Below are 20,370 nucleotides of genomic sequence, written 5' to 3' on the forward strand. Positions count from 1 at the left end.
ACCCTGCCTCTCCTCGTCGGTCCCCGTCATCTCCGCTCATCCCCGGTCGTCCTGTCTCGCGCCCGCGGCGCGGGTGCGCCGCCCAGCTCCTGCGCGAACGCCGTCCGCAGCGCCACGACCCGCCCGAGCCGGTCGAGGGCGCGCCGCAGCCCCGGCCGGGGTGAGCCGGTCGCGAGCAGCCGCCGCGCCCAGGCCCGCCAGCGTTCCTCGTCGTCGGGGTCGTCGAGCCGCACCCGCCGGGCGGCCAGCGCCACGAGCAGCCCGTCCCCGTCGAGACCGGCCTCGGCGAGCGCCCGCACCGACGCACCCAGCGCCCGCGGCCACGGCGCCGGGACGGGCTCGAGGACCTCGAGGAGGTCGGGGGTGACGGGCCGGCCCTGCGCGACCCGCAGACCGAGCAGCGCGACGAGCGGCTCGGCGCGCTCGGCCGCGGGGAGCACCCCGACGAGCCGGGCGGGGGCGTCGGGCCGGACGGCGAGCAGGGCCCGCGCCCAGGCGACGTCCTGCTGCTCGACGGCGGCACCGACCCACGCGGCGTCGAGGACGGGGGCCAGGTCACCCTCGCGCGGGAGCGCGAGGACGGCGTCCGGACCGTCGCCGACCAGCCGCTCCCACGTCGCCAAGGGGGTGGTGAGGACGAGCCGGTGCAGGAGCCACGCGCGTGGACCTCCCGGCCAGCCCGCCGGTGGCGGGGCGCCGAGCCCGTCCCGCACGGCGCCGGGCGCCAGCGCCTCCAGCTCGGCGACGTCGGTGGGTGCGCCCACCCGCAGCACCGGCCGGCGCCGCAGCCCGCTCGTGCCGAGGAGGACGTACGGCGTCGCCCGCGCCGCCGCCCGCTCGCCGGCCCCGGTGGAGCCGCCCGCCCGGGCGACCTGCGCGGCGAGGCGCAGCAGCAGCCGGGCGGCGACGTCGCGGACCTCGCGGCGCCGGTCGTCGCGGGCCCGCTCGAGCAGCGCCTCGTCGTCCGGGCCGAGCCCGGTGGCGAGGACGTCGAGGAAGAGCGCCCGGTCGGGCGGGGTCTCCTGGGCCCAGGTGCGGGTCAGCGCGGCCCGGGCCCGGTCCGGGTCGACCGCGCGCGTGGCCCGCAGCCAGCGCTCGCGCTCCGGGCCGACGCCGTCCCACCCGTCCCGTCCGTGTGCCCCGTCCGCCCCGTCGGGGGAAGCCGACTCGACGCCCTGCGGGGTGCCGTCGTCCCCGCCGACGGCACCGGACGGGTCCACCTGCCCGAGCCAGCGCAGCCGGGCGCCACCGAGCCGCGCGACCAGCGTCGCGAGCGACCCACCGCCCCGCTCACCCCGTTCGGCGAGCGCGACCAGGGCGACGAGGGTCTCGGGCGGGGCGACGACGCCGGCCGCGACGGCCTGCTGCAGCAGGTCGGCGGCCAGCCCACGGTCCAGCTCGACGGCCTCGAGGACGAGGGCGACGAGCCGCGGAGCCACGACGGGCGCGGTCTCCGGCGGCGCGGGCGGCAGTGGCCGGGCGCGGCCGGTGACCGGGGCGGCCGCGACCGCGCGGGCCTCCAGGGCGGCCAGGTCGAGCAGCGCCGTCGCCGGGTCGCTGCGCTCGACCCCGGCGGCGCTCACGGCGACGACGGGGTGGAAGCCGCCCACCGGCAGCGGCCGGCTGCCCGCCCCGACCGTGGCCGCCGCGACGAGCTCGCGCCACGCCGCCGACCGCCGTGGCCCGCCGTCACCGGCGTCCGCTGCCGCCGCGGAGGACGCCGCCGGGCCCGACCCATCCGACCCGCCCGACCTATCCGACCCGCCCGCTCCGCCCCAGCCGCTCGACCCGCCCGAGGGCGCGACGAGCGGCCACGCCCCGAGCACGAGCACCGCGCCGTCGACGACCTCGACGGCCGCGGTGACGGGCGCGCCACCGGACACCGCGAGCAGCCGGCGCCAGAACGCCACCGCGCCCCCGCCCGGCCCCAGCACGGCGAGGCTGTCACCGTCGGCGTCGACGAGGGCCCACCCGTCCGGTCCGCCCGCGGGCCGGGCCTCGAGAAGCCCCGGCCAGGCCGAGGTCCACGGGTCGGCGGCGAGGGCGGCGGCCGCCTCGTCGAGCAGCCGGGCGACGGTGCGGGGGCGGGGCGACGCGGCGACCCAGTCGAGCCGGTCGACGACGACCGGGTCGGCGAGCACCGCCCGCAGCGGCGGGTCGCCCGGGTAGAAGTGCGCCGGCCCCTCGACGACGGTCCCGGGGCGCAGCGACGCGTCGGGTGCCTGCCCGCCGGCGCCGAAGGTCAGCACGAGCGCGGGCCGGTCGGTGCTCTCGCCCCACAGCCGGGTCCGGCGCGTGACGAGGCCGCCCTGCTCGGTCTGCTCGACGGCGAGGACCTGCCAGCGGTCCGGCACCCCCTCCGTGGCGAGGACCGCCTCGGTCGGCACGGTGTAGCCCACCCGGGAGCGGACCGTCGCCGCCAGCCCGTCGGGCAGGGCGTCGAGCCGGCCGTGGGCCCGGGCGAGCAGGTGCAGCCCGGCCAGCTCCTGCAGCAGCCGCCCCGGCCAGTCACCGCCGGTGCCGACGACCTGCGGCAGCCGGCGCAACGTCGCGGCGACCCCGGGCGCCTGCGCGTCGACCATCCGCGCCGCGACGGGGTCGAACCGGTGGTACGCGTCGGCGCTCGCGTTCGCGACCCCGGTGCGGACCTGGTCGGCGAGCCAGCGCTCGAGCTCCTCGAGCCCGGCGCCCACCCGCGCAGCCCGGCGGGCGACCGTGGCCGGCGAGGTGCCGCGGGCGGCCCGCGGGGTGTCGGGGGCCGCGGCCCGCTCGGCGCGGCCGAGCCGGGCGGCCAGCCAGGCGGCGGCGTACGGCGGCGGGTCGGCCACGGTCCCCGGGCCGCCGGCCAGCGACCCGGTCGACCACAGCAGGAGCAGGGCCAGGGCGTGCTTGCAGGGGAGCTTGCGGCTCGGGCACGTGCAGGTCGTCGCCACCGTGCCCCCGCCGGCGCCCTCGCCGAAATCGACGACGGTCCGGTACGGCGCCGTGCCGCTGCCGACGCACTCGCCCCACAGCAGGCGGTCGGAGGCGCCGGTCCCGGACCACATCGACGGGGTGGCGGTGCGCCGCGCGGCCGTCCGCGCGGCGTCGTCGGACGCGAGCGCGAGCACCTGCTCGAGCTCCCACGGCGTCACGGCGTCCTCCCCATGGCGGGAACGTACCGGCCGGCCCCGACAGCCCTCAGCCGGCGGTCCCTGACGACGGCAGCTGCACCCAGCGGCCCGCCTCGACGTCCCAGCCGTAGTGCGTCGTCACGCGGGCGCCGCTGATGAGGTTGAGGGTGTCGGGCTGGCCGTCGACGAGGGTCGTGCCGTGGCGGCCGTCGTCGGCGGTCCAGTGCACGGTGGCCGCCCAGCGCATGCTCACCGCCTCCGTCCGCAGGTCGAGGACGAGCCGCGCGCTCGTGCCGGCCGCGACCCGCAGCGGGAGCGTCCCGCCCGGCTGCGGGGTGAGGGTGACCCGGCGGCCGTCGGCGGCGCCGTCGAGGTCGCCCGCCAGGACGACGGCGGGCGTCGACGCCGAGCGCGCGACCGGCATCATCGTGCCCGGGCGGCACCGCGAGTCGAGCCGCCAGTCGCGCTGGAGCATCGGCAGGGCCTGCGAGCCGGACACCTCGACCGAGGTGACGGTGACCGCGGCGCCGCGGGCGAGGACGGTGACCCGGGTGCGGCTGCTGCCGACCGGGTTGGCCAGCGTCCGCACCGTCCACGCGGCGAGCGCGTCCTGGGGCTGCCCGTCGGCGGGGGGAGGGACCGGCGGGTCGGCGAGGTTGCGACCGGGCACGGCGACGACGTAGCAGGAGCCGTCCAGCGGCAGCCGCAGCGCCTCGGCGGTCAGCGGCGACGGCGTCGGCTCGGCGTCCACGAGCCGCACCCCGACGACGACGCCGACCACGACCAGCAGGACGAGGGCGAGGACGGCCGGCAACGGCTCGCGCACGCTCATCCCGAGCAACGACCGCCGCTCCCGAGGACCTGCCACGACGGCAGTCTGCCTCAGGTCCAGCGGGGCGGGCGGGGCGCGCGGGTGCGAGCGCGGCCTCCCAGCTGGGGGAGGTGGGAGGCCGCGCGGCGAGTGCGACGAAGGGGAGGGCCGCAGCATCGCGTCCGGCGGGGACCCCACGTCCTCGGCCGGGTCGGCCGGGGACGTCCCCCGTCCTCCTGCGGCGGGGGTGCGTCACTGACCGTGGTGGTGCACAGCCCGGTCACCTCCACACAGGTGCCTCGCTGTCGAGACGATCGTGCCTGAGGCGGTAGCGCTTGAGCAAGCATCTCGGACAACAAGTAATAATGCCATCAAATCGCCCACAACGGAACTTTTCTCCGGAGCGGTGGTGGACCGTTCACATGACCACGACGCCGAGGAGCTCAGAGCCGTCGGCGCGGCGGCGCGACCGGCGGCAGCGCGCCCACGTGCTCGGCCGAGAGGCGCACCTGCTCGGTGACCAGGGCGAGCAATCGGGCCGCCTCGACCCGGTCGCCCTCGTCCATGGCGAGGAACGGGCGGGCGAGGACGGCGTACAGGCCCATCGGGTCGTCGGCGGGGGTGTGCACCTCGACGATGGTCCGGCGGCGGTCGGTCGGGTGCCGCCGGCGGCTCATCAGGCCGCGCGGCTCGAGCCGGTCGAGCATGACGGTCACCGCGCTGGGGCTCAGGCCGAGCCCGTCGGCCAGCTCGCGCTGGGTCATCGGGCCATGGGTCTGCAGGTGGGTCAGGGCGATGATCTCGTTGACGCTGATGCCGAGGTGGCGGGCCACCTCGAGGCGGACCGACTCGTTGGCCGCGAAGAGGTCGCGCAGGGCGGTGAGCACGTCGAGCAGCCCGGGCGCCGCGAGCGGCCCACCCGGGGTCGAGTCCTGCGCGTCGTCGCCCACCGGCGTCATGCTCGCACGCGCGAGGACGCCGTACGGCGGGTTCTCAGCCCTCCGGCGCGGGGGTGGGCGGCACGCGCGCCCCGGTCACCGGCGGGAGCGCCTCGACGGCCGCCACCGACTCCTCGAGGATCTCCCGCAGCTGGGGGAGCAGCCGGATGGCGTGCCGCCGGTCCTCTTCGCTGAGGCGCAGGAAGGGCCGGGCGATCGCGCCGTAGACGCCGAGCGGGTCGGCGGCCGCCGAGTACACGTGCACGAGGGTGCGGCGCCGGTCGTGCGGGTCGGGGACGCGGGTCATCAGGCCGAGCGGCTCGAGCCGGTCGAGCATGACCGTCACCGCGCTCGTGCTGATGCCGAGCCCCTCGGCGAGCTGGCGCTGGCTCATCGCCCCGTGGACCTGCAGGTGGGTCAGGGCCATGACGTCGGCCACCGGGAGCCCGAAGTGGCGGGCCACGGCGACGCGCAGCCGGCTGTTGGCGTCACCGAGGTCGCGGGTCTCGTGGACGACCTCCCTGATGCCGGGTTGGGCGAAGGGGTCCCCGTCCGTGCTCACGCCGCATGGTCCCACGCGCCGGTGAGGGCGCGGACGATCAGGTCACGCGGCGGCGCGGCGGCGCGGCGGACTCGAGGTCGTGCACGCGGGCGGCGGCCTGGGCGAGGTGCCGCGTCAGGAGGTCCATCAGCTCGGTGGCGGCGAGGCGCTGCGCCTCGTCCATCTCGAGGAAGGGTCGGGCGATGAGCGCGTTCGGCGAGACCGGCAGGCTGCCGTCGTCGACGAGCGTCGTGCGCACCAGGACCCGCCGCCGGTCGGTCGGGTGCGGGCTCTTGGCGACGAACCCGCGCGCGATGAGGCGGTCGACCATGACGGTGACGGCGCTCGGGGTGATCGACAGCCCCTCGGCGAGCTCGCGCTGGCTGAGCGGGCCGTGCCCGTCGAGGTAGGTCAGGGCGAGGATCTCGCTCACCGTCAGCCCCCAGAAGCGGGCCACCTCGACCCGCAGCTGTTCGGCGACGAGGGTGAGGTCCTGCAGCCGGGCGATCGCCTCGCCGACCTGCGCGGCGACCCGGGCCTCCGGCTGCGACGTCGTCGTCACCGGGCGTGCCGCCGCGAGCGGGGGCGGAGGGGAAGGCCGTCGTCACCGCACGACATGTGCACGGAGGTCACCTCTGTCGTACGACTATGGGGATCATCGGACGGTGGACGGCTCCCGCCGCTCGGGGGGAAGGCGGGAGACGTCCGGGTGTCACGGTGACGACGGCCTTGGCACCGACCGGTGGGGAGCCGAGCGGTGACAGCTGCGGGGGAGCAGCAGGTGCCACCATAGACAGTGGTTGCGCGAGTGCATAGTGAAACGGCTCAACAATCTTCCGATTGGACGAACTCGGCGCAGGAGATCGACGAGATTCCCGTGCTCCCCGCAGCCTGCTCCCATCGTCGCGTGATGGGGTTCCGCGACGACGCGGGCAGGATCCGGCGTCCGACGGGAGGGACGCGCCGGTGCCGCACCTGCTCTTCGTGTGCTCGGCCAACCGGGCCCGCTCGGTCCTCGCCGAGCTGCACGCGCGCCGGCTCCTGCTGCGGTACGACGCCCCGTCGCTCACCGTCGCGAGCGCGGGCACCGAGGCCGTCGCGGGGGAGCCGGTCTGGCCGCCGGCGATGCTCGCGGCCCGCGGGGCCGGCCTCGACCCGTCGGCGCACCGGTCCCGCCCGCTCGCCGCGTCGCTCGTCGCCGAAGCCGACCTCGTGCTGACCGCGACCCGGGCGCAGCGCGACGCCGTACGGGCGCGGTTCGCCGACCTGCCGGGGGTGGCCGGGACGGCGTCCAAGGTCCTCACCTGGCGCGAGCTGGAGGGGGTGCTCGAGCACGTCACCCCGCAGTGGGGCGACGTCCCGCTCGAGCAGCGGCCGGCGCTCGTGCCGGCCTTCGTCGCGCACTACCGCGGCGGACTCCCGACACCTACGCCCACCGACCTCGACGCGCTCGACCCGTCCGGCCGCGGCCCGCAGGCGATGGCGGCGGTCGCCCGCCAGACGCAGGACGCGGTGCGGCTGCTCGTCGAGGCGCTCTGCCGGCCGGCGGCGTCCGCGGACCGGGAGGTCGACGGCCGCGACGAGGAGAAGGTGGCGGGTGCCTCGCCCCCACGACGAAACACCCACCACCTCCGGAGGGCTCCCCTCCCCGGGAGCCATTGGTAAAGATACCGTCAAGACTCCCGAAAAGTGATCGATCAGACCGTCGGTTTCCTGACAGCAACCCGATCGTCACCCACGTGATGTCGGATCGGGCCCGTCGAGCGACCAGATGAACCCTACGACGGCCCGTTCGAGCACGTGCAGGTGCCTCCGGGCGCGGTGCTGACCGTCCAGGGTGAGGCGCTCGCGGTGCAGGACGGTGTCCCGCGGACCGCGGATCCCCGCCCAGCGGGCCCACCACACCTCCTGCGGCAGCCGGTCGGGGTGGAACTGCACGGCGAGCTCGACGTCGCGCAGCCGGCCCCGGGCGACGTGCCGCAGGACCGGGTCGACGGGCGGCTCCCAGCGCGTGCGCGAGGAGATCTCCAGCGTCGTCTCGGCGCCCGCGGCCAGCGGCTGCGGCAGGGCGATGTCGACGGCCCAGCGGTCCCCGTCGAGGGCGTACGGCGCCCCCGGCGAGCCGCCCGCGACGAGCGAGACCGTCTCGTGGGCGGGCTCGAAGACGTGCCGCACGACGTGCACGTCGGTGCGCTGGGCGCGGATCCGCTGGGTGAAGTGGTGCGAGACGGGGGTGCCGTCGGCGCCGAGGACGTGCAGCTCGCGCAGGCTGACGACGTCGTACCCGGCGGGGCGGGTCAGCACGGGGGCGCCCCCGGGCGGCACCCGCCCGGGCCAGCCGACCACGACGGTCGAGGTGTCGCCGGCGCTCGTGGCCCGCAGCGCGTCGGCCTCGTCGGGGGTCAGGCCGAAGGCGCCGACGAACGCCTCGAGCCGATCGGGGGAGACCCGGCCGAGCAGGGCCTGGCGCACGAGGTCGTCGAGCTGCTCGGGGCCGGCCTGCTCGTCGCCGGGGCGCTGCGGGTGCCGGCGCAGCCACGCGGCGAGGACGGCGGCGATGGCCAGCGCATTGAGCCCGTCGGCGCGCACCCGGCGCGCGTGCGGGCGCCACACCGGGCGGTAGGGGCCCTCGAGCAGCGCGCGGAGCAGCTCACCGAGGGGTCCGGCCGGCGGGGGCGGAGGGGTGGGGGGCGAGCCGGCCGTCGGTGGGGTCGACGGGTCGAGCGACATCCGGGTCCTTTCCCCGAGAGCAGGGACGGGTGGAGCCGTGGCGAGGGTGAGGGGGTGGGAGTGGACCTGCGGGGGACCGGCGGGCGGGGTGGGGTGGAGCGGTGGACGTGCGCGCTCGCCGGGCTGCGCTCACACGGTCCCACGCGAGACGGAGTGGCGGAGCCGTATAGCGGCACTGCTTCTCCCTACGCTGGGACCATGTCCGACGCCGTCGTCCGGCACCGCCGCCACCCTTCGCTGGGGTCGGTCGCGGGGTCGCTGGCGCAGGCGGCGCTCTTCGTGCTCATGGTCGCCCCGTCGGCGGTGCTGTGGGCGGTGCTGGTGCACGTGCTCCTGTTCCGCCGCTGACGGGCCGGTCCCGGCGCGGGGCTCAGCCCCGCTCGACCAGCCGGTCGCGCAGCCAGGCCAGCTGCTCGTCGACCTTGCCGGCGGCGATGGACAGGTGCCCCTCGCCGTCGAGCAGCCGGGCCTCGGCGCCGGGGATCATCGCGACGAGGACGGGACCGTGGGCGGCCGGGACCATGAGGTCCTCGCTGCCCTGCCAGACGCTCACCGGCACGGTCATCGCGCCGAGGTCGACGCCCCAGGGGCGGGCGAAGGCCAGGTCGTCGTCGAGCCAGCCGTCGATGCCGCCGGCGAGGCACCACCGGGTGCCGGCGGCGAACTCCTCGCCCAGCTCGTCGGTCATCACGGCGACGTCGACGGGCGGCAGCAGGGTGCGCCACTCCTGCACGAGCTCGGCCCCGGTGACGTGGGCGAGGCCGGGGAGCCACTCCTGCAGCAGCGCCCGCAGCGGCTCCTCGCCCTGCAGGCAGGCGCCGAACTCGACGACGTTGCTCTCGCCCATCCCGGCGAGCCAGTCCAGACCGGGGGCGTCGTAGGGCGCGACGCCGGCGACGCAGGCGACCGCGGCCACCCGCTCGGGCAGCAGCGCGCCCATGGCCAGGGTGTGCGGGCCGCCGCCGGAGTGCCCGAGGGTGGCGCACCGCTCGATGCCGAGGTGGTCGAGGACGGCGCGGGCGTCGTCGACGACGTCGGCGACGGTGCGCCCGGGCCGGCGGTCCGAGCCGCGGTAGCCGGGGCGGGCCCAGGTGACGAGGCGGACGCCGGCGCGGTCGGCGGCCTCGAGCAGCGACGGCTCGGTGACGAACGTCGACGGCGTCCCGGCGTGCAGGACGAGCGCGGGGCGGTCGGTCTGCCCGGTGTCGTGGACGGCGAGCCGGCGGCCGCCGACCTCGAGGGTGGTCGCGTGCCACCCGTCGGCCGGGGCGGCCGGCGGACCGGGCCGGTCGATCGCGTCGGAGGGGGAGGGGGTGGTCGGTGAGGTGGGGGGTGTGGGGGTGCTCACCCGCGTCACGATAGGCACCGCACCGGGTCGGCGCAGGATGGGTCCTCGACCTCTCGTACTGCAAGCATCACCCGAACGGCTAAACCTCCGGAATGCACCTTGTGTCCGAATAGGGGCATTCGTAGTGTTCCCGCATGGCCACCCACATCCCCCACGCCGGGCTCGCCCTCGCTCCCCGCCGTCCGCTCCCGTCGCTCCCGGTCCCGACCCGGGTCCGCAACCCCCGTCGCGCCCCCCGCACCTTCTGGGAGACCGTCGCCAACGCCGCCGCCTTCGTCGTGATGATCACGCCGAGCATCGCCGTCGCCGTCTGGGTCATCCGCGCGATCTTCTGATCCCTCCCGCTCCACCACGCCCGGGCACACCCGGGCAGCTCCCCCCAGCAGCACCCGCGAGCCACCCCCACGGCCGCACCGCAGCACGGCACGACCCGCACCACCTCCGGACACCCCCTCCCCACGCCTGACCACGGCCTGCCCCCGGCCGTCGCGCGGGCCCGGTCGACCACCCCAGCCGGCCGGCCCGCGCACTCCCCACCGCAGCTCCCCGCAGACCCCCGCAGCGCCCGTACGACGCCCCGCCCCGGGCGACACCCCGGCCGCGTCCGCGTCAGGACCCGGTCGTCACCCGCACGGTCCGGCTGACCGTCGGCCGCAGCCGCGCCGGCACGCCGACGCCGAGCGCGCCCGCACCCTCCGCCGTCCCGGCCGCCGCGCCGACCCGCGCCCCCGCCGGCTCGGCCGCGAGGGGTCGCCCGGTCGGCGCGACGCCGTTGACGACGACGCCGAGCAGACCGGCCCCGCTGGTGCGCAGCAGCTCGGCGGCCCCGGCCAGGTGCTCGCGCGAGGTCTGCCGGGCCCGGGTGACGAGCAGCGCCCCCTGCGCCATCCGCGCGAGGATCGCCCCGTCGATGACGGGCAGCAGTGGCGGCGCGTCGACGACGACGAGGTAGCCCTCGTCGGTCCAGTCCTGCAGCACCTCGGCCATCCGGTGCGTGCCGACGAGGTCGGTCGAGCGGCACGACGTCGCGCCGGCGGGCAGGACGTCGAGCGTCGGCGCGCCGGGGCACGGGGTGACGCACGTGGCGAGGTCGGCGCCGCCGAGGACGTCGGTGAGGCCGGGGGACAGGGCGGTCTCGAAGACCTCGTGCTGGCGCGGCCGGCGCAGGTCGGCGTCGACGAGCAGCACCCGCTCACCGGTTGCGGCCAGCGCCTGCGCCAGCTGGGCGGCGACCGAGCTCTTGCCGTCGCCGGCGTCGGCGCTGCAGACGACGAGGGTGCGCACGGCCTGGGGGAGCGGCAGCCCGAGCAGGCCGTGGGCGAGGTCGTCGAAGGCGCGCCCGGTCTCGTCGACGGCGCCGAGAGGCCCGGTCGCGTCGAACGGCCCGCGCAGCGGCCTGGGCGCCTCCACACCGAGCGGCACGGTCGCGAGGACGGGGGCGGCGGTGAGCGCGGCCGCGTCGCGTCGCCCGCGGACGGTGGTCTCGAGCCGCCGGCGGGCCAGCAGGGCGAGCGCCCCGGCGCCGAGGCCGAGCAGGCCGCCGACGAGCCCGGTCGGGACGTCGGGCAGACCCTCGGGCGAGGTCGGCAGGGTCGCGGGCCGGTCGACGGTGAGCTTGACGAGCGCGGCGCCGGCGGGCGTCGTCGGTTCGAGGGTGCGCGCGGTCAGGCACAGCTGGTCGCCGACGGCGTCGGCGATCGAGCGGGCCAGCGCCGGGGAGGCGGCGCGGGCGGTGACGTCGACGTCGAGTCCGGTGTCGGGGTGCGAGGCGCTCACCTGGCTGCTGAGGGTGGTCCAGCTCTCGGGCAGGTTGAGCCGCGTCACGACGGCGCGCAGCACCTCGGGGCTGGTGGCGGCGTCGGCGTACGCCTTGGCGCGCTCGCGGACGACCGCCGCCCCGTCGGCGCCGTGCACCTGCGCGGTCGTCGGGTCGACGGCGACGAAGACCCCCGTCGTCGCGCTGTACGTCGTCGTGGTGCGCCCGCACAGCAGCACCGCGACGACTGCGCCGAGGAGCGCCATGACCACCAGGAACGCCGCGCCGCGCGGGCCGACCCGTACCCCGTCCACCTGGACCCCTGTCCTCGCCGTCCCCACGGCGGTCCCCGGCCGGCGCGCTGGGCCGGCCTCGGTGCTGCGACGGTAGCCGCGACGTCCGACACCCGTCCGTCAGCCGGACGTCAATGTCCTGGGAAGCCTGTTCGGGTTCTGTCAGGGCCGGCCCCACCGGCCGCCGCCGCCGCCACCGGCCGACGAGCGGAGAAGAGGGGGTGGTGGTAGGCCGTCCAGTCGCAGCAGTGGCTCCCGACACCCTCGTCGGGTAGTCCCCGAGCACCTGACCCTTTGACCTTCACGCTCGTCGGGATGACGTCGGGGCGCCGAGTTATCCTCCAAGAGCGACGGGCCGCGTGGTTGCGGCCTCTGCTACGACCGAGGGGATGGGCGCGCCGATGGCGACCCGCAGGACTGACCGACGCACGTTGCAGCGGGTGGGTGGCATCGCCGCCCTCGTCGTCGCCGCCGGGGGCACGGTGCTGCTGACGACGATGCCTCTGCGTCAGCCCCCGCCGTACGTCGCCTCGACCCCGCCGCCGACCTCGACGACCACCATCCCTGCCGCCGGTGCGCCGGCCTCGACGACGACCTCGAGTGCTCCGGTGCAGGCCGGGACGACCACCTCGTCGGCGGCGGCCGCCCCCGGGATGACGACGAACCCGTCGACGTCGGAGTCGACGACCCCGTCGCCGTCCTCAACGAGCCCGCCGACGGACGCGGCCGGACTGCCCCCGACGGCGCTCGTCATCGGTGACGGGTACACGGCTCCGGGCCAGACCCCCGGGGCGGTCGACCAGTCCTTCGTCTGCCAGGCCGTCCGCGCCCACGGGTGGGGCTGCATCAACGCATCGAGCACCGGGAGCGGCTACCTCAGCGAAGGCACCCAGGGCTCGTTCGCCACGCAGCTGACCCAGGCGGTGACCCCGAGCAAGGTCGGGCTCGTCGTCATCACCGGCGGCGTCGCCGACCGGCTCGCGTCCCCGGCTGCCGCGGAGACGGCCGTCCGGACGACGCTAGCGACCGCGCGCTCGACCTACCCCAACGCCTCCCTGGTCGTGCTCCGTCCCTTCGCGACCCTGCGCAATACGACGACGCTCCGCGCGGTCGCCCTCACTCTCGCCGAGGTCGCCAAGGGCAGGCAGACGACGTACGTCGACACCCTCGGCTGGTTCGACGCGGTCTCACCGGCCACGTCGCCCGATGGCACCACCCTGAGCGGGCCGGCCGTCGCGGTGGCTGCGTCGTCGCTGTACTCCGCCATCCCTGACGCGTCGGCGGGGGGCTAAGGCCAGGGAGTCCTTCGTCGTCACCGGTCTGCACTACGCGCCCGGCTCGACGGTGACCTTCACCGCCCGCCACAACGTCGTCACGGTCAAGAAGACGGCGGTCGCGAACGCCGGGTTTCGCCCGCGCCACCTTCGCCCCGCAGCCTCGGCTGCGGGGCGTCGCCGCGTCGTGGGCCGGCACGGCAGGCCGTCGGGGCTGGCCGCCCAGGGGGCCGGCGACGTGACCGTCGCGGGGCCCCCTGGGGGTGTGTGGACCGCGGCCGCCGCTCCCCAGCGCGACCGAGATCCGACGTCCGAAGTGGTCCCCACCCCTCCGGTCGTCACCAGTATCAGCCCGCATAACTCGCACTGCAAGTAGTAACTGTATGCACAATGGACGTTTGTCACCTTACTTGCGCTCAAGGGCGGAATGTCGCCGGCCGACCTGTCCCAACGTCTAGGGTCGAACCATGGCTGAGACCCCTGAGGCCGAGACGACCGCCGAGGCTGCACCGCCCGCGGACATCGTCGAGCTGAGCGAGTGGGTGTCGTCCCGGGTGCGGGCGGACGAGGCGGACCTGGCGCCGGCGATCACGGCGCTGCGCGAGTGCGTGCTGGCCTGGGAGGGCTACCGGCTCGAGCTGGCGACGTTCATCGGGGTGAGCGTCAACGAGAGCACGGCGCTCAGCTACCTCGTCGCCCGCGGCCCCATGCCGATCAGCGAGCTCGCCGGCCTGCTCGGCTTCGGCAGCGGCTCGGCCACCCTCCTCGTGGACCGCCTCGAGGCCAAGGGGCTGCTCGTGCGCAGCGCCGACCCGGGCGACCGCCGCCGGACCATCGTCGAGGCGACCGCGTCGTCGCACGAGCACCTCAAGCAGATGCGGATGTGGCCCGCCGTCGTCTACGCCGACCTCGAGCCGCAGCAGGTGCGGGAGTACGCCGCGGTCCTCGAGCACGTGGGGGAGCGGCTGCGCGAGTTCGCCGGCCTCGTCGCCGGTGCGCAGGCGCCGGTGGCCCCACCCAAGCGTCGCCAGTAGGGGCGTCGGTGACTCGCCAGCGGGATGTCTTGTAGTGCGAGTCGTTGCTTCGTAAACTCGCCGCGGGAGCCGGTCCCGAGCCCGGTGACCTCCGACATCGGCGTCGCTGGGGACGTCGCTGTCGGAGCAGGACCACCCCGATGCCGTCCGCACCGGGGAACGCCGCAGGGCCTGGCCACCTGGGCCCTGGGACACCGCCCATCCCCGCAGGATCACGGGCGGTGCCCGCCCCGCTCGAGCACCCGGTACCTGTCCCCCCGAGTCGCCGGGTCAGGAGAGCGGGGTCGGCACCTGGTCCTCGTCGACACCCCGAGCCGCGTACTGGTGGGTGGCCCTCAGGGCCGTTGCAGGTCGGGCGGGCAGGGTGGGCTCCGCGCTGCCGCCGCGGCGCCGGGCCGCTCGCCTTCCCCCTGTGACGGGCGCCCGGTGCCGCGGCGGTCGCCGTACGGGCTTCACCCCAGGCCGCGAGGAAGGGCGTCCGCGGCCGACCGGTCGGCCGTGGGGGCCGACCGGTCAGGGCCGTGGCGGCCGTGGGGGCCGGCGGCGGTGGGGGACACGGTCACCCCGCCTGCGCAGACCCGCGGGGGGTCGGGTCGCGCAGACGGGGCCCGTCCGGGCCCGAGCTGTGCTCGCGTCGGGGCCCGGCCATCCGGGTGGTCAGCCCGGACTGTCGGCGGCGGCGCATCCCGCGCCGACGGGGTCCCGAGGGACCGTCCGTCGACGGGTCCCTCGGGGGAACGACCTCTCGGTCGTGGATGGGGCGGTGGGCGGTCCAGGACCGCTCACCGTGACCGGTGGAACGGGTCGTGCTGGTGGTGCGGATGGCCGCCCGCGACGTTGAGGACGGCCCGGAGACGACATGCTGCTGCGTGCTGCTCCCTGTGCTGCTCGACGAGTGTAAGAGCGCTTTGACTTGGATTGCAAGCAGTGTCGACTGCGAACGTTCCGCCGCCCACCCCATCGGACGATGGAGAAACTGACGGGCTCCGTGCCGTACGTGGTCCGGCCCTCGACGCTCCTGTCCCCATGGAGGTCATCGAGGCGACGGACGAGGGACGGGCCGGCGGGGCGACGTACGGCGCCTGCGACCGGACGGTGGAGCTGCGCATCCACGGGGTGTCGGGGACGCCGCCCGAGGAGCTGCTTGACCGGCCGCTCGTCGTGCAGGTGGGCGGGGACGCGACGGCGGGGTTCCACCGGCCGCGGCTCGCGGCCGAGGACCGCGACGACCGGCCCGCGGTGCTGGAGGAGGGCACCGGTCGGCGGGTGGCCGCCGGGCCGGGGCCGCGGCTCGAGGCGTACTGCTGGGGCGGGCTGACGTCGGGGGCCCCGAGCCGGGCGCTGTGGCTCTACCTCCTGCCCTTCACCCTCGTCAACGTCGCCGCCCGGGCCCGCACCGACCACGGCCGGCCCGGGCTGGTGCGGCTGCACTGGTGGGGCGCGCGGCTGCTCGCGCTCGCCCTCACCGGCCTGTACGTCGTCACGAGCGTCGGGGTCGGCGTCGCCCTCACCGCCCACCCGGAGCGGCTGACCGGCCCGCTCGCCACGGCCGCGCCCGGGACGCTGCTCGCCCTCGGCGCCGTCGTCCCGCTCGTCCACGTCCTCGGGCTGTGGCTGGTCAGCCGGCGCACCTTCGACCACTACGAGGTCGTCCGCGCCCGGGTCGTCACCCCGCAGGGCGACCGGGTGCCGTGCGCGCCGCGGACCGCCGGCTACGAGCGGCACCTCGACACGCACGACATGTGGTTCAACGCGGTCGAGGTGACCCGCCTGCGCGCCGTCCACGTCCAGACCGGGCTCGCGCTCGTCGCCGCGACGCTGCTGTGGAGTTCACCCTGGGTGGCGGTGCCGGCCACCGTCGTCGCCCAGGCCACCGCCCGCGCGCTGCTGCCCGCCGGGGCCGAGCACGCCGTCCGGCCGGGGGTCGCGCGGGCGTCGCTGCGCGCACCGTGGGTGCTCGTGGCCGGCGCGCTCGGTGGCGGGGTGGTGCGGGTGCTCGAGGCGGGGCCGGCGCAGCTCGACGCCGCGTGGGGGCCGGCGGGCGACGCCGCGTTCCGCTGGCTGACCGTCGCCGTCCTCGTCGGGGTGCTCGCCGGGCTGGCGCTGCTGTGGGTCTCGGCGGTCACGGGACGGCTCGCCGGGTGGGGCCCGCGCGGGGGAGCGGGGCGGATGGCGCCGCAGGCCCCCGCGTGCGCCGGGCTCGCCGCGCCGGTGGCCGCGACGCTGGCGACCTTCGTCGGCGGGGCCTTCGCCGGCGGGCTGTACCTCTACGGGGCGTCGTACGTCGCGACGGGGTCGTGGACCGCGTCGGTGGGATCGCTGCAGCACGTGGCCGGATCGGGCGCCGTACCGCCGGCCGTCGCGGTCGGCGCCGTCGCCTTCCTGCTCGGGCTCGCGCTCGTCGTCGTCCTCGGTCTGGTCGGGGTCGTCGTCGCCGCGGCCGTCGTCAGCGGGGTGGCGCGCGGGCGCTGGGCGGCCGAACCGGGACGACGCGCGGCCGCGGCCCTCGCCGACGACTACCCGGAGACGCCCGACGCGCCGCTCGACCCGGTGCGGCTGCGGCAGGTGCGTCGCGCGATCGTCGTCGGCGGTCTCGTCGACCACGCGCCGGCCCTCGTCGGCGCCCTCGCCACCGGCGGGCTGCTCGTCACCGTCGTCGCGGCCGGGCTCGTCGTCGCGGACCCCGCGCTGCCCGGCGGGACGAGCGTCAGCGCGCTGCAGGCCTGGGGCGGCTGGCTGGCCGTGCGCACCCTCGTGCTGCTCATCGGGCTGGGCGCGCTCGCGTTCCGGGTGCCCGCGACCCGGCGCAAGCTCGGGATCCTGTGGGACGTCGCCTCGTTCTGGCCGCGCACCGCCCACCCGCTCGCCGCCCCCTGCTACGCCGAACGGACCCTGCCCGACCTCGCCACGCGGGTGTCGTGGCTGCTCAGCGACGAGCAGGGCCGGCTCGTCGGCGACCGCCCGCAGGTCGTCCTCGCCGGGCACAGCCAGGGGTCGGTCATCGCCGCCGCCACCGTGCTGCACCTGCACACCCTCCTCGACGCCGACCGGCACCCGGACCGGCTGGAGGGGCTGCGGCTGCTGACCTTCGGCTGCGTGGTGCGCCGGCTCTACGGGCGGTGGTTCCCCGTGTACTTCGGGCCGCGCGTGCTCGACCGGGTCGCCGACGCGCTCGCCGAGGAGCGCTCCGACGGGGAGCGGGTGCGGTGGGTCAACCTGTGGCGCTGGACCGACTACCTCGGCGGCCAGGTCAGCGACGGACCGCCGTGCGTGCTGCCCTGTGGGGTGCGTGGCCCGGTCGACGGGGTGCGGGTGGGGCCGGCGCCGTACGAGTGGCACGCGCCCGACCCGACGTTCGCGCGGCCGGCCGGCATGACGACGTACGGCGCCCCGCGCGCCCACTCCGGTTTCACCGACGACCCGTCGGGGCTGTTCCAGGCGGCCGTCCGGGCGCTCGCGGTCGGCGACCTCCCGCGGCGGGCGTGGCCGGTGACGTCACCGCCGCCTGGTGGTCAGCCTTGGCACTCCTTCCCCGATGCTGGGCAGTACGGCCCGAACGGAGTGGAGACGGTGCCGGTGGCGGTGTCGAGGGCGAGCTCGACCTGAGTGCCAGGAGGGAAGTCCTGCTCGTTGCTGGTCACCACGACCGCCTCGAGGCGAGGAGGTGTCGTGCCACCGGAGCCACGCGTGGCCTGCAGGACGATGGACGCGCCGGGCGCGATGATGTCCGAGTAGACCTCGTCGCAGGGCGGCCTCGCGTTGTCGCACCACTCGGTGCGGTATCTCACGGAGATCTCTCCGTCGGCGAGCACGTCCATCGTGCCGCCGATGCCGACCCGAGAGCCCACGAAACCGCCCGGCAACCTGGCGGCGTTGGACCCAGGGGCCGACCGCGTGGCCTGGGTGAAGGTGGCGGCGCTGCGCGAGAGGACGACGGCGGCGCCGGTGGCGGTGTCGAGGCAGCGGACTCCCGACCCCTCGCTGGTGCAGCGCACCGTGCCCATGGCCAGGCTGTGCCCGTCGCCGAGGACGGCCTGCTGGGTGCCGTCGGCCGTCACGACGGCGTCGTACGGGCCGAGCATCCACGACGGCGGCCGTCGCTGCGGGAAGGCGGCCAGCCCGTTGATGCTGTCGAAGACGCAGACGAATCCGGCGCTCTCGCCCAGCTCGACGGTGGGACCCCAGTCGCCGTGGCAGTCCGACGGACGCCCCGGGGCGTCGTACGTGGCGTCGCGGACGTCGCAGCGGACCGTGGCGCTCGGCCCGGAGCCACGGGTCATGACGCACGTGATGTCGCCGGTGGGCGTGACGAAGGCCGCGGTGGGCCCCGTGGCGAGCGTGACCGCGGGCGGGAGCGTCGACGCGTCGCTGGGCGTCGGCGAGGACGTCGACGGCGTGGGGGCCGGCAGGGGATCCGTCGGGTCGACGGCGGTCGCGTCGGGCTCGAGCGGGATGACGCGCGCCGGCGAGGCGTACGGGGTGGCGTCGCCCGACGACCCGTCGATCACCGTGCAGCCCGCCAGGGCGAGCGGCAGGAGCACGGCGAGGACGATCGCCGCGGCCCGTGGTCGTCGGTGCGTCATGGTGGCCTCCCTCGGTGGTGAGGGCTGCACTGTCGCACCCGCGATAGGGTCCGAGGGCCTTGCCGTAGCGCCCGTGCGACGCGGCCGTTGTGGCGCAACGGGGTTGACGTCGAAGCGTCAGCGGGGTCCGCTGCCCGCCGCGCGCGCGTCGGCGTCGGCGAGGAGCAGGTCGAGGTGGACCGCGCCGCCGACCGCGACGCCGGAGGCCATCGACGCGACGACGATCGCCATCGGCTCGGCCAGGCTGCCCGCGGCGAACACGCCCGGCACCGATGTCCGCCCGCCGAGCTCGGTCGCGACGTGCCGCGCCATCCCGCTCGGGTGGTCGACCAGCTCGCCACCCAGCTGCGCGAACAGCTCCGAGCGGGCCACCACCCGCGACTGCACCGGCACCGCGTCGGCGGGGAGCCGCTCGCCGCTCGCGAGCACGAGGTCGAGACCGTCGCCCGGGCGCTCATCGAGACGGACGGCGGGGCCCTCGACGAGCCGCACCCCGAGCGCCTCGAGCCGGGCCAGGTCCTGCTGCTCCGGCTGCGGCATCCCGTCGCGCACGAGGGTGACGTCGTCGCTCAGCGCGGCGAACATCAGCGTCTGGTGCACCGCCATCGGGCTCGTGCCGAGGACGACGATCCGCCCGCCGCGGACCTCGTACCCGTGGCAGAACGGGCAGTGCACGACCTCCCGGCCCCAGTGCTCGCGCAGGCCCGGCACGTCCGGCAGCTCGTCGACCAGCCCGGTGGCCAGCAGCAGCCGCCGGCCGGCGACGTCGTACCGCCGGCCGGCGTCGCCGGTCACCTCGACGGCGAAGCCCTCCTCGGTGCGGGTGGCGCCGGTCGCGCGACCGGGCAGCACGGTGACGCCGTACGCCGTCGCCTCGGCCCGCCCGCGCGCCAGCAGCTCGGCCGGGGCGACGCCCTCCTGGCCGAGGACGTTGTGCGCGCCCTCGGCGGGGGCGTTGCGCGGGTGGCCGGCGTCGACGACGAGGACCGAGCGCAGCGAACGGGCCAGGGCGACCGCCGCGGCGAGGCCGGCGACGGAGCCACCGACCACCACGACGTCGTACGGCGTCGCGTGGGTGGCGGAGGGGGTGGCGGAGGGGGTGGCGGAGGGGGTGGCGGAGGGGGTGGGAGCTGGGGTCGTCGTCATGCCTCGACGGTAGGCGGGTCGTGCGTCAAAGGCATACAGTCTTGCGCATGACGCAAGAACTCGACCTCGACGCCGTGGTCCGGGCCCGTGTGCGCGGGCTGCGGACGGCGCGCGGCTGGTCGCTCGACGCGCTCGCGGCCCGCTGCCACCTCAGCCCGTCGACGCTGAGCCGGATCGAGACCGGCCGGCGTCGCGTCGCGCTCGACCAGCTCGTCCTCATCGCGCGCGCCCTCGGCACGACCCTCGACGCCCTCGTCGAGCCGGTGGGCGACGAGGACGTCGTCATCCGGCCCACGCCGACCCACCAGCCCGGGGCGGTGGTGTGGCTGCTGTCCCGGCCGGGGGTCACGCCCGGTGTGACCGTGGCCAAGACGCGGCTGACCGGGTCGCCGAAGCACGAACCCGGCGTGCACCCGGGGCGGGAGTGGTTCACGGTGCTCAGCGGCGAGGTGCGGCTGCAGCTGGGGGAGCGGGTCCTCGCCGTGCAGGCGGGGGAGGCGGCCGAGTTCTCGACCCTCGTCCCGCACCTCATCACCCCGGTGGACGGGCCGGCCGAGCTGCTGTCGATCTTCGACCACGACGGCACCCGCGCCCACCTGCCGGGGACCAGTGCGGGAACCGTGTCGGACCAGGCCGATCCGTCGTCCGACGACGTCAATCGGTGACGACTCAGGAAGATTTGTCGTCATCGAGTCTCTCGGCGCGATGGCCGTCGGAAAATCGGAAAGTTGACACTGCGAATGGCTTGTCTACCGACGGTCATGACCGACATACTGGTCAGGCGATGCGACGCCGAGCCTGTG

General features: G+C 76.5%; 17 protein-coding genes. 7 read left to right on the forward strand and 10 right to left on the reverse strand.

Translation table 11 applies throughout. The annotated features are described in order from the left end of the window. Positions 1 to 26: 26 nt before the first annotated feature. The 5 genes from FB458_RS15060 to FB458_RS15080 form a co-directional block, all read right to left on the reverse strand. On the reverse strand, positions 27 to 3,134 hold the full coding sequence (locus FB458_RS15060) for a DUF5691 domain-containing protein (RefSeq protein ID WP_141849209.1): 3,108 nt from the start codon (positions 3,132 to 3,134) through the stop codon (positions 27 to 29). A 46-nt stretch (positions 3,135 to 3,180) separates the two neighbouring features. Continuing rightward, the gene (locus tag FB458_RS15065) at positions 3,181 to 3,981 is read right to left on the reverse strand and encodes a hypothetical protein (RefSeq protein WP_141849210.1); all 801 of its coding nucleotides are present in this window, start codon (positions 3,979 to 3,981) and stop codon (positions 3,181 to 3,183) included. Between the two features lie 386 nt (positions 3,982 to 4,367). Next, on the reverse strand, positions 4,368 to 4,874 hold the full coding sequence (locus FB458_RS15070) for a MarR family transcriptional regulator (protein ID WP_211356057.1): 507 nt from the start codon (positions 4,872 to 4,874) through the stop codon (positions 4,368 to 4,370). Between the two features lie 43 nt (positions 4,875 to 4,917). Next, positions 4,918 to 5,424, reverse strand: coding sequence for a MarR family winged helix-turn-helix transcriptional regulator (locus FB458_RS15075; RefSeq protein ID WP_211356058.1), 507 nt, complete (start codon positions 5,422 to 5,424; stop codon positions 4,918 to 4,920). Between the two features lie 37 nt (positions 5,425 to 5,461). Further along, on the reverse strand, positions 5,462 to 5,965 hold the full coding sequence (locus FB458_RS15080) for a MarR family transcriptional regulator (RefSeq protein WP_141849212.1): 504 nt from the start codon (positions 5,963 to 5,965) through the stop codon (positions 5,462 to 5,464). A gap of 404 nt (positions 5,966 to 6,369) precedes the next feature. On the opposite strand from FB458_RS15080, the gene FB458_RS15085 reads away from it, so the two are divergent. Next, a complete protein-coding gene (locus FB458_RS15085) occupies positions 6,370 to 7,068 on the forward strand; it encodes an arsenate reductase/protein-tyrosine-phosphatase family protein (RefSeq protein WP_170185695.1) in 699 nt (232 codons plus the stop codon). Between the two features lie 66 nt (positions 7,069 to 7,134). Here the strand turns inward: FB458_RS15085 and FB458_RS15090 are convergent, their stop codons facing one another. Continuing rightward, positions 7,135 to 8,133, reverse strand: coding sequence for a hypothetical protein (locus FB458_RS15090; protein WP_141849214.1), 999 nt, complete (start codon positions 8,131 to 8,133; stop codon positions 7,135 to 7,137). Between the two features lie 198 nt (positions 8,134 to 8,331). Between FB458_RS15090 and FB458_RS21410 the strand changes: the two genes are divergently transcribed. After that, positions 8,332 to 8,481, forward strand: coding sequence for a hypothetical protein (locus tag FB458_RS21410; protein ID WP_170185696.1), 150 nt, complete (start codon positions 8,332 to 8,334; stop codon positions 8,479 to 8,481). Positions 8,482 to 8,503: 22 nt separating this feature from the next. Here the strand turns inward: FB458_RS21410 and FB458_RS15095 are convergent, their stop codons facing one another. Continuing rightward, the gene (locus FB458_RS15095; RefSeq protein WP_170185697.1) at positions 8,504 to 9,481 is read right to left on the reverse strand and encodes an alpha/beta fold hydrolase; all 978 of its coding nucleotides are present in this window, start codon (positions 9,479 to 9,481) and stop codon (positions 8,504 to 8,506) included. Positions 9,482 to 9,615: 134 nt separating this feature from the next. Between FB458_RS15095 and FB458_RS15100 the strand changes: the two genes are divergently transcribed. Further along, complete coding sequence (locus FB458_RS15100; RefSeq protein WP_141849216.1) at positions 9,616 to 9,816, forward strand: hypothetical protein; 201 nt, start codon at positions 9,616 to 9,618, stop codon at positions 9,814 to 9,816. Positions 9,817 to 10,090: 274 nt separating this feature from the next. Here the strand turns inward: FB458_RS15100 and FB458_RS15105 are convergent, their stop codons facing one another. Beyond that, entirely contained in the window at positions 10,091 to 11,551 is a 1,461-nt protein-coding gene (locus FB458_RS15105; protein WP_141849217.1) for a polysaccharide biosynthesis tyrosine autokinase, read from the reverse strand. A 419-nt stretch (positions 11,552 to 11,970) separates the two neighbouring features. Here FB458_RS15105 and FB458_RS15110 point away from each other — a divergent pair, with 419 nt between their 5' ends. The 3 genes from FB458_RS15110 (at position 11,971) to FB458_RS15120 (ending at position 17,444) form a co-directional block, all read left to right on the forward strand. After that, positions 11,971 to 12,822: an SGNH/GDSL hydrolase family protein gene (locus FB458_RS15110; protein WP_141849218.1), complete on the forward strand. Its 852-nt coding sequence runs from the start codon at positions 11,971 to 11,973 to the stop codon at positions 12,820 to 12,822. A gap of 449 nt (positions 12,823 to 13,271) precedes the next feature. Continuing rightward, positions 13,272 to 13,838: a MarR family winged helix-turn-helix transcriptional regulator gene (locus FB458_RS15115; RefSeq protein WP_141849219.1), complete on the forward strand. Its 567-nt coding sequence runs from the start codon at positions 13,272 to 13,274 to the stop codon at positions 13,836 to 13,838. A 1,026-nt stretch (positions 13,839 to 14,864) separates the two neighbouring features. Continuing rightward, entirely contained in the window at positions 14,865 to 17,444 is a 2,580-nt protein-coding gene (locus FB458_RS15120; RefSeq protein ID WP_141849220.1) for a hypothetical protein, read from the forward strand. Here FB458_RS15120 and FB458_RS15125 read toward each other — a convergent pair. Together FB458_RS15125 and FB458_RS15130 are read right to left on the reverse strand one after the other, a co-directional pair. Beyond that, on the reverse strand, positions 17,351 to 18,421 hold the full coding sequence (locus FB458_RS15125; RefSeq protein WP_141849221.1) for a hypothetical protein: 1,071 nt from the start codon (positions 18,419 to 18,421) through the stop codon (positions 17,351 to 17,353). The two genes, FB458_RS15120 and FB458_RS15125, sit on opposite strands and share 94 nt — an antisense overlap. Before the next feature lie 117 nt (positions 18,422 to 18,538). After that, the gene (locus FB458_RS15130) at positions 18,539 to 19,567 is read right to left on the reverse strand and encodes an NAD(P)/FAD-dependent oxidoreductase (protein ID WP_141849222.1); all 1,029 of its coding nucleotides are present in this window, start codon (positions 19,565 to 19,567) and stop codon (positions 18,539 to 18,541) included. A 47-nt stretch (positions 19,568 to 19,614) separates the two neighbouring features. On the opposite strand from FB458_RS15130, the gene FB458_RS15135 reads away from it, so the two are divergent. Next, positions 19,615 to 20,232, forward strand: coding sequence for a helix-turn-helix domain-containing protein (locus FB458_RS15135; protein ID WP_141849223.1), 618 nt, complete (start codon positions 19,615 to 19,617; stop codon positions 20,230 to 20,232). Positions 20,233 to 20,370: the final 138 nt, after the last annotated feature.

Source organism: Lapillicoccus jejuensis (genome assembly GCF_006715055.1).
Lineage (GTDB): Bacteria > Actinomycetota > Actinomycetes > Actinomycetales > Dermatophilaceae > Lapillicoccus > Lapillicoccus jejuensis.

Coding starts and splice junctions, on each gene's coding strand:
- FB458_RS15090 (WP_141849214.1), bottom strand. CDS start 8,133: ATGTCGCTCGACCCGTCGACCCCACCGACGGCCGGCTCGCCCCCCACC.
- FB458_RS21410 (WP_170185696.1), top strand. CDS start 8,332: ATGTCCGACGCCGTCGTCCGGCACCGCCGCCACCCTTCGCTGGGGTCG.
- FB458_RS15100 (WP_141849216.1), top strand. CDS start 9,616: ATGGCCACCCACATCCCCCACGCCGGGCTCGCCCTCGCTCCCCGCCGT.
- FB458_RS15115 (WP_141849219.1), top strand. CDS start 13,272: ATGGCTGAGACCCCTGAGGCCGAGACGACCGCCGAGGCTGCACCGCCC.
- FB458_RS15120 (WP_141849220.1), top strand. CDS start 14,865: ATGGAGGTCATCGAGGCGACGGACGAGGGACGGGCCGGCGGGGCGACG.
- FB458_RS15125 (WP_141849221.1), bottom strand. CDS start 18,421: ATGACGCACCGACGACCACGGGCCGCGGCGATCGTCCTCGCCGTGCTC.
- FB458_RS15130 (WP_141849222.1), bottom strand. CDS start 19,567: ATGACGACGACCCCAGCTCCCACCCCCTCCGCCACCCCCTCCGCCACC.
- FB458_RS15135 (WP_141849223.1), top strand. CDS start 19,615: ATGACGCAAGAACTCGACCTCGACGCCGTGGTCCGGGCCCGTGTGCGC.